Here is an 8,120-nt window from a genome sequence, read left to right on the forward strand (position 1 = left end):
TTTTACACTAACAAATCACACGGACCACTCAGCGGGGGCCGATCAGGTCTGAGTGCAACGACGAGGATCGTTGCGTAAACTCACGTCCCGTCAAGCAACCTCATATCTTCAGGGGCCAGTTCAAGGTCCGCCGCACGCAGGATGTCCGCGAGCTGGCCAACGTTCGTGGCACTGGCGATTGGCGCCGTGACCGAAGGACGCGCCATGTTCCAGGCGAGCGCGACCTGTGCGGGCGTGGCGCCATGCCGCTCCGCCACGACATCCAGCCGCGCCAGCAGGGCCAGTCCTTCCGGATTCATGAACCCGGACACGACCCGTGAACGCGCTCTTCCGGCAATGTCGGCCTCGCTACGGTACTTGCCGGTCAGGAACCCTGCTGCGAGCGCATAGTATGTTACAACGCCCAGACCCTCAGCCACGCACAGCGCCTCCAGCTCGCCTTCATATTCGCCGCGCTCGGCCAGATTGTAACGAGGCTCCACCACGCCGAGCCGTGCCCGGCCCGCACCTGCTGCAGCCAGAGCTTCGCGCACCTGTGCAGTACTGAAGTTGGAGCAGCCGCACGCCCGGATAAGGCCGCGACCTGCAAGCGATTGAAAGGCTTCAAGCGTCTCTGCGATGGGCGTGGCAGGGTCGGGAGCATGGGCAAGATACACGTCGATGTAATCGGTCCGCAGGCGCCGCAGCGAGGCTTCGCAGGCCTGCGGGAGATAAAACTGTCCTAGTCCCTCCTGCCCCTCTCCCATCGGCAGACCGCCCTTGGTTATGATGATCACGCGATCGCGGTTCCCTCGCTGCTGCAGCCATTCACCGATGATCGTTTCGGATTCACCGCCGACAAGGCCGGGGGCATAGCGGTTGTAGACGTCTGCGGTGTCGATTGCGTTGAAGCCAGCATCGACGAATGCGTCGAGGATTGCGAAACTGGTCTCGCGGTCCGCCGTCCAGCCGAAAACGTTCCCGCCTAGGACAAGCGGCGCGATCTCGATCCCGGTCCCGCCGAGCTTGCGCAGTTGCATCGTGTTTATCTCCCAGAACTTCCTTTTGCAGGCCTGTTGACCTGCATCCCGCCTTCCAACAGACTGCCATGGGGAGAGGAGGCGTCAACACCATGGACGGATTTCCGCACGTCACCAGGGATCAGCTCGATCCGCAACAGCTCGAATACTGGAACGAACTGACGACCGGGCCGAGAGGGTTCTACACCGGCGGCCCCGATACGCAGCGTCTGCCAGACTTGTACAATGCGTGGATGCAATTTCCCGAGTTCGGAATGATCATGCTCCAGCTCGGTGATGCGGTCCGGGCGCGAAAGGATCTGCCCGGCCGTCTGCGCGAAATCATCGTGCTCGTTACCTCGGCCCGGCTGGGCGCCATGGTCGAATTCGACTTCCATGTGCCCTTCGCGCTCAACGAGGGGCTGACGCAGAACCTGATCGATGCTCTGCGCGAGGGCCACGAACCTCCGTTCGCGGACGACGCCGAACGGGCCACCTGGGAAGCAAACCTGCAGCTTCTCGACACCGCGACGCTGACCGCCGAAGTGCGCAACCGACTGATCGCCGCCATAGGCTATCCCGGCCTCGTCGAACTGTTCGCGACCGTGATGCTCTATGTCGTCACGGCGTGGACAACCAATGTCGCGCGGGTGAAGCTCGCCGAGGACTTTTCGGCCGATCCCGAAAAGCTCAAGGCGTTTTTCTCGGGCAAGCCGATCCACTCGAACTGACCGGTCAGGCACAAGTGCCTGACCCTAGATCGTCTCGAGATGCTGGACCTCCATTGGCGCCGCCAGCAGGGCGCGCACGAATGGGCCCTTCTCCAGCGAATGCGGGGCAACGTGATGCGCTTCGATCGCATTTTGATCCTCGAACAACTCGAACATCAGGACGTCTCGCGGATTGGCGGGATCGCGCAACAGGATCGCGACCATATTGCCCGGCTCTCCGCGCACGTCATCAAGCACGTCGCTGGCCCGCTCCAGCAGTTCCTGTTCCGCTCCCGGCTTGGGAACAAGCCGCACCAGTCCTCCAATAGGCATCATCTCTCTCCCGTGTTGTGGCGTAAATTGGTCCTCAGCGCGCCGCGAAGGCTTCCAGGCGCTTGCGCGTGTGCGGCTGCGTCATTGTCAGGTAGGCGTCTGTCATGGGGGACAGCGGACGTGTCTCGTTCAGCACGGTCTTGAGATGCCGGATCGCCTCGGGCGAGCTAGCCAGAAATTCCCGCACAATGCGTTCAAGTGTCCCATCAAGATCATCCGAAGGCACCACCTTGGTCAGGAGCCCAGCTTCATAAGCCTCCTGTGCCGAAAACAGGCTGCCGCTGTACATCCAGTACCGCAAACGCGGCGGCGGGACGGCTTCACGCAACAGCCGGGGAAGGTGGCCATCGACGATCCCCACTTTCGCCTCAGGGATCGCAAATCGGGAACGGCCGGTGGCGACAAGGCAATCGCACATCAGCGCCATGGTAAGTCCACCGCCGATGCACAGCCCGTCGATGCTGGCGATCGACGGCTTGCGGAGCGAACGCACCGCTTCGAAGGGAAGGTATTCCTCATAGTCCATCAACCGCGAAGGATCGGTCTCGATGGCATCGAGCATTTCCTTCAGGTCCCCGCCCACGCAGAACGCCCCTTCCGAGCCGCGCAGGACGACGCATGCGACGCCGTCATCCGCATCGGCCGCGAGCACCGCATCGCGAATTGCCGCATACATCGCCTTGGTAAGTGCGTTTTTCGCTTCGGGACGCCGGATAGTGATGGTGGCGACGCGATCCGCGGTTTCCATGGTGATCGTCTGACCGGTCATTCGAGCAATCCTTCCTGTTTGCATGCAGCCGGCAGGGCGCAGTAGCTGGCGCGTGGAACCGCACGCAGTTCCTCCTTGCGGACCTTTGCCGTGGGGGTGCGCGGCAGGTCGGGGACCAGCCGCATGAGTGTCGGCACCGCGTAGGCGGGGAGGCGTTGCCGCGCGAATGCCACGATGTCGGCGAGGCTGGCATTTGCATCGCTGGGGATAAGGCTGGCGGCGACTTCTTCCTCCCGATCGTCGCAAGCCACACCGCACACGGCCGCCTCGGCAACCGCCGGATGCTGTTCGAGCACGCTCTCCACCTCCCACGCCGAGATGTTCTCGCCCCGCCTCCGGATCGAATCCTTGGCCCGTTCCTCGAAGTAGAGATCACCCGCAGCGTTCAGAAAACCGCGGTCACCCGAATGGAACCAGCCGCCGCGCAAGGCATGGGCAGTGGCTGCGTCATTGTTGTGGTATCCCGCCATCAGGGCATCGGCACGGCGCGGCCGCAGCACGATTTCACCCATCTCGCCCGCCGGTCGCAACTCGTCGTCCTCATCGACGACCGCGACATCGAAAAGCGCGCTCGCCCTGCCCGCCGATCCGCGTGGGGAGCGGTTTTCCGGCAGGTTAAGCGTCGCCATCGGCGCCTCACTGAGGCCATAAGTCTCGTAGAGGGCAATCCCTAGCCGGTCCTCGAATTCCGCCCAGACTCCAGGCGAGGCTCCTGCCCCGAAGGCCTTCTTCACGCTGTGCATGCCGGTGTGCCGTTCAGGCCCGGTCACATTGAGGATCATCCGCAGGACCGAACCCAGATAATTGAAGGCTGTTATCCGGTCCCGGTCACAGGTCTGCCAGAACGTGCTGGTGCTGAGCTTGCGTTCGATCCGGATACTCGCACCCGAGCAAAGGGCCGGGATGACCCCGGTATAGCGCGCGTTCTGGTGAAACAGCGGGAAGAAGTTGAGCAGCCGGTCATGCTCGCCGTAGCCCATGACTTCGGCGTTGTAGCGCGACAGGACGAGCATCGAGCGCTGTGTGTGGACCACGCCTTTCGAGGGCCCGGTTGTTCCCGAAGTGTAGAGGATTATCCGCTCCGGCGCGCTCTCCACGCCAACGAACTGCTCGGGTGTTGCCGAGACGTCGAGCGAACGGATTGTGACCGGAAAGCTGCCGGAACCGGCATCGTGCCCGTTTACCAGCACGCGCTTCAGATCCGGCAACTGCGCCGCAACGTCCAGAATGCCGGGAAGATAGCACGCGTCGCACACGGCCGCGGTCACTTGCGCGTCCGCCAGCATATAGTGGAGCAATGTCCCCCGATACTGCGGATTGACCGGCACCTCGGTGCAACCGATGATGCTGCTGGCCAGCCACACGAGAACGCATTCGAGCGAATTGTCCATGACCACGGCAAGATGGTCGTCCGGCCCAATTCCCTCGGACGTGAGCTTCACCGCCAGCCCCTCGGCGCGAACAAGCACATCTTCGTAGGAAAGCTGCTCCTCCCCGAACAGCAGCGCGATGCGGCCGCCATGCGTCGCGGCAGACGATCGCAGGAGGTCGTGGAAAATGGTCATGCCCAGAACCCCGCCTTCCCGAAGGGCGCGGGGCAAACTTCATGCCGCCATCGATGATACAATGAAGGAGCTGGCTCGCACACGACTGTCAGGCCCGCCGTATTTGAATCAATTCGACCGCAAAACCATCCGGATCCTTCGCGAAAGCGACCATCGGACCGCCCGGCATCAGCACCTTGGGCTGATCGGTCACTTCGTATCCGGCATCCGCGATCGCGCTCACCGTTGAAGCCAGATCCGGCACACCGATCGCGATATGCCCGAAGGCGTCGCCATGCGTGTATGTATCCACATCCCACTTCTGCGTGAGTTCCAGCAGCGCAGAATTCCGGTAGTTTCCATATCCCAGGAAAACGCCCGTCGCCCGCCGCGATTCCACATCGAACCGGTCGAGCACGTGCATGCCCAAGGTGTCGCAGTAGAACCGCAGAGATTCCTTGAAATCGGCGACACGGATCATCGCGTGCAGCAGGCGCGGACGCATCTCGTCCTCGCCCCAGACCCACAGATCGGGGTTCAACCGGGAGGTCTCGGTGCGCTCAGGCATCGCTCGCCATCTCCTCTGGCAGGGCCGAGGGATGGAGCGGCGCTTCCATTTCGTGGACGGCCGGCAGCACCTCGCGGGCAAAGAGCTCCACGCTTCTGGCCGCTTCGCTGTAAGGCATGGTTCCGAACTGCGGCATGAGCGTGATCTCCGAGAAGGAGCAGGCCTTCTGGTTTTCGATAATGCGCTCGATGATGATGTCGGGCGTCCCGATCATCAGGTTCGACTGGTCATAGCCTTTGGGTGCAGGCTTGCCTTCGGCGGCGGCCCTCGCATCCGGAGCCGTCGCCCCGCTGGCCCGCGCCGCATAGCTTTCGTACCCCTTCACGCCCGCAAAGTTCGAAGGATCGTTCAGTCCGTAGGCCAGCGCCACGTCGCGGTTCGCCGCAGCCAGGTATTCGTCGGCCTTCTCGGCCTCGTACCGGTCGGCCACGCAATAGGTGAAGAGGATGTTCTTGGGCTGGCAAGGCGGCAATCCGACCTCGCGGCGCATGGTATTGACCTTGCGCACATCGTCAGCCGCGTCACTGAGCGGCTTGTTGCCGACGAACAGCGGCTTGACGCCGCGCCGCGAGATCATTTCCAGCGACGGGCCGGTGGCGGAGGCGCCGTAGAGGCGCGAGAACAGGTCCCTGCTCTTGGGCGCGGGCCGGATTTCCGTCTCGGGGATCCGGAATACTTCCCCCTCATAGGAGAAGCGCCCCTTGGTGAAGGCGAGTTCGAGGATGTCGATCGTTTCCTCGAAGCGCTTCATGCTGGTCTCGCGCGGGATGCCCAGCGCATCGAACTCGCTCTTGGCCACGCCCCGGCCCAGCCCGATGGTCTGGTAACGGCCGTTCGAAATGATATCGAGATAGGCGATCTGGTGGATCAGCCGCATCGGATTCCACCAGGGCACGACCACGATCTGCGTACCGAAGCTGACGCGCTGCGTACGTCCGGCAAAATACGCCAGCAGCTGCAACGGATTGGGAGTCATCCCGTAAGGCGTGCCGAAGTGCTCCGGCACCCAGATACCGTCAAATCCAAGCGGTTCGGCCAGATCACCCAGTGCCAGTGCCTGCTCCACGATCCGCCAGTCATCCATTTGCGGCGGATTTTCGTGATCACCTTCGATAATCCGCTCCCAATCGGCCGAATTCTGCGAAGCGATGCCGAGATTGACTTTCATGAACTCTCCCTTCGAGTCTTGCCCTGTTCCTTCTGCCCCCGGCCCCTCACAAGGACCGCTTCGGAGGCGTTGCGACGGCGCTTCGAAGTCCTTCGAAAACCCGCCTTGACAGGATGCTCAATATACGTATATGCGACCATTATTCGTATTTGCGTTCATTTATAAATCGTCCGGACTGTGCTGGCAAGAACGCAAAATCAGGGCGGGGAAATGCCGCGAAGAGCGAATGCGCGACGGCGCACGATGCAACGGCCTGCATGGGGGTTTTGGGGGCAAACAATGGAAGGGAAGTCCAGCAGCGGAAAGGCGCCTCTCTCGGTGGCGCGGGTACTGCAGATCATAAAAGTATTGAGCCTGTCGGACGCCCCTCTCAGCCTCGCCGAGCTGAGCCGCCGGCTGGGAACCCCGAAGACAAGCCTGATAGGCCTGCTGCGCGGCCTGGTGGATATGGACTACGTGGTGTTTTCGGATGGCACGTACCGGCTGGGCGGCAGTTCCTTCGACCTCGCCGGGACAGTGCTGGCGGCCCGGCAGCGCAGCCATATGGACGACTACATCCGTGCGGGCATGAAGTCTCTCAACGAACTCACCGGAGAAACCGTGCTCTACGGCGTCCTGACCGGAGAACGCCCGCAAATGATGACTTATATCGGCATGGTCGAAAGCCGGGGTGCGATCCGCATCTCGGTCGGCATCGGTGACCGCAGCCCGCTCTATTGCACCGCGGGCGGCCGCATTCTGCTTGCAGGAATGACGGACGACGAAGTGAAGGCCCAGCTTGCCGAAGCTCCGCTCAAACACATCACTGCGCAAACCGAAACCGGCAAAAGCCGCTTGCTTGAATACGTCCGGACGGCACGCGAAGAACAATTTTCATCGGTCGCGGACGAGATGGTGCAAGGGATCACCGGCATTGCGGCACCGGTGATGGACAATTCCTCGCGCGTGCTTGGGGCATTGATCGTCGCCGGGCCGACCGGCCGCATGAACGACGATGCAGCGATGCTGAAAAGCGCAACCATCGCATCGGCACGCCGCATTTCCGCCTCCCTTGGGCACCGCGAAGCAGTGGCCATCACACCCTGACGCTCCCCAACGTACCGCGCGCCGTTTCCATTAGGAGAGGAAAGTGACCAAAACAGACGCCTGGCGCTTCGAACCGGCAGAACTTGATGCCGTGCTCTCCGGCAAGGGCCTCAACGCGATGCTGGGCCATTGCTATCATGCGCATGGCGATCGCTGGATAGAACTCGCCATGCCCTGGCAAGAGCGGCTGACAGGCGACCCTCAGGAACGATCCCTGGCGCGTGGCCCGGTCATGGCGCTGCTCGACAACACGGCCGGGGTTTCGATCTGGCTGCGGCGCGGTGGCTATCTGCCGCAGGTTACCCTGGACTTGCGTACAGACTACTTGCGCCCGCTCGAACGCGGCGCCGGCCTGATATGCCGGTGCGAATGCGTGAGCCTGTCATCGTCGATCGGCTATGCACGCGGTATCGCCTACGAGCGCAGTCCGGACGATCCCGCCTGCCTTGTCTCCTCGGCCTACGCGTTGCTTTGAGGAGCACAATCAAATGAGCACGCATCCAATCGACCTGCCCGTGTTTGCCAGTACGATCGGCATTGCCGTCGACCGCTGGGAAGACGGGCGTCCCGTGCTTGCGGTCGATTACGCAGAAAACCTTTGCGGCAACCCGGGAATGTATCACGGCGGTGTTGTTGCAACGCTGCTCGAACTTGCAGCAATGGCCGCGCTTGACGCGGACTTGCGCCTCAGACGCAGCCCGGCACAGCTTGAGCCAGTGAACACCACCGTAGAGTACCTGCGCCCCGCATTGGAACAACGGACGTTCGCGACCGCCCGGATCGTGCGCGCAGGCCGCCGGCTCGCCAATGTTGCCGCGATGCTGTGGCAGGAGAGCGAGGACAAGCCGATCGCCACGGCCACGGTCAACATAGAGATTTCACAAGGCAGCGGCGCGTAACCGCCACCGGAGAGAGGCAAGACCCATGACGACCCAGACCATGTA

The 8,120-nt window shown here is 62.4% G+C and carries 10 protein-coding genes; 4 read left to right on the forward strand and 6 right to left on the reverse strand.

Annotation, left to right across the window (positions count from 1 at the left end; genetic code table 11):
* Positions 1-80: 80 nt before the first annotated feature.
* On the reverse strand, positions 81-1,019 hold the full coding sequence (locus MTR64_RS20970; protein WP_243996500.1) for an aldo/keto reductase: 939 nt from the start codon (positions 1,017-1,019) through the stop codon (positions 81-83).
* A 92-nt stretch (positions 1,020-1,111) separates the two neighbouring features.
* Between MTR64_RS20970 and MTR64_RS20975 the strand changes: the two genes are divergently transcribed.
* Positions 1,112-1,729, forward strand: a complete 618-nt coding sequence (locus MTR64_RS20975) for a carboxymuconolactone decarboxylase family protein (RefSeq protein ID WP_243996502.1) — start codon at positions 1,112-1,114, stop codon at positions 1,727-1,729.
* A gap of 24 nt (positions 1,730-1,753) precedes the next feature.
* Here MTR64_RS20975 and MTR64_RS20980 read toward each other — a convergent pair whose 3' ends face one another.
* The 5 genes from MTR64_RS20980 to MTR64_RS21000 all read right to left on the reverse strand — a co-directional run bounded on the left by MTR64_RS20980 (position 1,754) and on the right by MTR64_RS21000 (position 6,090).
* Positions 1,754-2,041, reverse strand: coding sequence for a putative quinol monooxygenase (locus tag MTR64_RS20980; RefSeq protein ID WP_243996504.1), 288 nt, complete (start codon positions 2,039-2,041; stop codon positions 1,754-1,756).
* Positions 2,042-2,075: 34 nt separating this feature from the next.
* Positions 2,076-2,810, reverse strand: a complete 735-nt coding sequence (locus tag MTR64_RS20985; protein WP_243996506.1) for an enoyl-CoA hydratase/isomerase family protein — start codon at positions 2,808-2,810, stop codon at positions 2,076-2,078.
* Complete coding sequence (locus MTR64_RS20990) at positions 2,807-4,375, reverse strand: AMP-binding protein (RefSeq protein ID WP_243996508.1); 1,569 nt, start codon at positions 4,373-4,375, stop codon at positions 2,807-2,809. Before MTR64_RS20990 ends, MTR64_RS20985 begins: the two co-directional genes overlap by 4 nt.
* 88 nt (positions 4,376-4,463) lie before the next feature.
* Positions 4,464-4,922, reverse strand: a complete 459-nt coding sequence (locus MTR64_RS20995; RefSeq protein WP_243996510.1) for a VOC family protein — start codon at positions 4,920-4,922, stop codon at positions 4,464-4,466.
* Positions 4,915-6,090, reverse strand: a complete 1,176-nt coding sequence (locus tag MTR64_RS21000) for an LLM class flavin-dependent oxidoreductase (RefSeq protein ID WP_243996513.1) — start codon at positions 6,088-6,090, stop codon at positions 4,915-4,917. Before MTR64_RS21000 ends, MTR64_RS20995 begins: the two co-directional genes overlap by 8 nt.
* 279 nt (positions 6,091-6,369) lie before the next feature.
* On the opposite strand from MTR64_RS21000, the gene MTR64_RS21005 reads away from it, so the two are divergent.
* The 3 genes from MTR64_RS21005 to MTR64_RS21015 are packed head-to-tail and all read left to right on the forward strand — an operon-like array spanning position 6,370 to position 8,075.
* Positions 6,370-7,176 carry an IclR family transcriptional regulator gene (locus MTR64_RS21005; RefSeq protein ID WP_243996515.1) on the forward strand — a complete coding sequence of 269 codons (807 nt, stop codon included), beginning with the start codon at positions 6,370-6,372 and terminating at the stop codon, positions 7,174-7,176.
* A 43-nt stretch (positions 7,177-7,219) separates the two neighbouring features.
* Entirely contained in the window at positions 7,220-7,651 is a 432-nt protein-coding gene (locus tag MTR64_RS21010) for a PaaI family thioesterase (protein ID WP_243996518.1), read from the forward strand.
* A 13-nt stretch (positions 7,652-7,664) separates the two neighbouring features.
* Positions 7,665-8,075, forward strand: coding sequence for a PaaI family thioesterase (locus tag MTR64_RS21015; protein ID WP_243996520.1), 411 nt, complete (start codon positions 7,665-7,667; stop codon positions 8,073-8,075).
* The last annotated feature ends 45 nt before the right edge of the window (positions 8,076-8,120 follow it).

The organism is Novosphingobium album (ex Hu et al. 2023), assembly GCF_022832385.1.
GTDB classification, from domain to species: Bacteria; Pseudomonadota; Alphaproteobacteria; order Sphingomonadales; family Sphingomonadaceae; genus Novosphingobium; species Novosphingobium album.

Coding starts and splice junctions, on each gene's coding strand:
- MTR64_RS21000 (WP_243996513.1), bottom strand. CDS start 6,090: ATGAAAGTCAATCTCGGCATCGCTTCGCAGAATTCGGCCGATTGGGAG.
- MTR64_RS21015 (WP_243996520.1), top strand. CDS start 7,665: ATGAGCACGCATCCAATCGACCTGCCCGTGTTTGCCAGTACGATCGGC.
- MTR64_RS20975 (WP_243996502.1), top strand. CDS start 1,112: ATGGACGGATTTCCGCACGTCACCAGGGATCAGCTCGATCCGCAACAG.
- MTR64_RS20980 (WP_243996504.1), bottom strand. CDS start 2,041: ATGCCTATTGGAGGACTGGTGCGGCTTGTTCCCAAGCCGGGAGCGGAA.
- MTR64_RS20985 (WP_243996506.1), bottom strand. CDS start 2,810: ATGACCGGTCAGACGATCACCATGGAAACCGCGGATCGCGTCGCCACC.
- MTR64_RS20990 (WP_243996508.1), bottom strand. CDS start 4,375: ATGACCATTTTCCACGACCTCCTGCGATCGTCTGCCGCGACGCATGGC.
- MTR64_RS20970 (WP_243996500.1), bottom strand. CDS start 1,019: ATGCAACTGCGCAAGCTCGGCGGGACCGGGATCGAGATCGCGCCGCTT.
- MTR64_RS21005 (WP_243996515.1), top strand. CDS start 6,370: ATGGAAGGGAAGTCCAGCAGCGGAAAGGCGCCTCTCTCGGTGGCGCGG.
- MTR64_RS20995 (WP_243996510.1), bottom strand. CDS start 4,922: ATGCCTGAGCGCACCGAGACCTCCCGGTTGAACCCCGATCTGTGGGTC.